Origin of the sequence: Streptomyces marokkonensis, assembly GCF_039539045.1 — a bacterium.
GTDB lineage: Bacteria > Actinomycetota > Actinomycetes > Streptomycetales > Streptomycetaceae > Streptomyces > Streptomyces marokkonensis.
On sequence record NZ_BAABCQ010000381.1, the window covers coordinates 1 to 1211 of the forward strand.

The 1211-nt window shown below is 70.0% G+C and carries 1 pseudogene; it reads left to right on the forward strand.

From position 1 onward, the window contains the following. Positions 1-7: 7 nt before the first annotated feature. Positions 8-1211 (forward strand): annotated as a pseudogene (locus ABEA26_RS35990) (acyl carrier protein); the annotation flags it as partial.

Genomic DNA, 1211 nt, shown 5'->3' on the forward strand with positions numbered 1-1211 from the left:
GCGGGTGGCGGAGTCGGGTGCGGACCAGTCCGAGTCCTTCGCGCGTACGCTCCTCCCACTCCCCGAAACCGAACAACGTGACCTCGTGCTGGATCTCGTTCGTGCGGAGGCTGCCGCCGTGCTCGGCCATGCCTCGGGCGACGCCGTGCAGCCCCAGCGGGTTTTCACCGAGCTGGGTTTCGACTCGCTCACGGCCATCGAACTCCGCAACCGAATGAGCGGGGCCTCCGGGCTGCGCCTGCCGGCCACCCTCGTGTTCGACTATCCGACACCGGTCGCGATGGCTGATCACATCCGCACTGAGATCGTCGGCGACCAGGCGGCGACAGTCGTGCCGTCGGCTCCCGCGGCCGTCGACACGGCGGACGACCCGGTCGTCATCGTCGGTATGAGCTGCCGGTTCCCCGGCGGCGCCGAATCGCCGGACAAGCTCTGGGACCTGGTGGCCACCGGTGGCGAGGGAATCACCGGACTGCCCACGGACCGCAACTGGGACGTGGAGGCGCTGTACGACCCCGACCCGGACCGTCCGGGAACGTCGTTCACCCGCGAGGGCGGATTCCTGCACGACGCTGCCGAGTTCGACCCCGGCTTCTTCGGTATCTCGCCGCGTGAGGCGCTGGCAATGGACCCGCAGCAGCGGCTCCTGCTCGAAGGGGCCTGGGAGGCCATCGAGTCGGCGGGTATCGACCCGGCCTCGCTGCGCGGCAGCAGCACCGGCGTCTTCGCGGGACTGATGTACCACGACTACGTGGCGCAACTGGCCACCGTCCCCGAGGGTGTCGAGGGATACCTCGCGACAGGCACCTCGGGCAGTGTCGTATCCGGACGTGTCTCCTACACGCTGGGCCTTGAGGGTCCCGCGATGACCGTGGACACGGCGTGCTCGTCATCCTTGGTCGCCCTGCACCTCGCGGCGCAGGTGCTGCGGTCGGGCGAGTGCTCGATGGCGCTGGCCGGCGGCGCGAGCGTCATGGCCACGCCCGGCAGCTTCATCGAGTTCTCGCGTCAGCGTGGTCTCGCTGCTGACGGTCGCTGCAAGTCGTTCGCTGCCGGGGCCGACGGCACCGGCTGGGGCGAGGGCGTCGGCATGCTGCTCCTGGAGCGGCTCTCCGACGCGCGGCGCAACGGCCACCGCGTCCTCGCGGTCGTACGTGGCTCCGCGGTGAACCAGGATGGTGCGTCGAATGGTCTGACGGCTCCGAACGGTC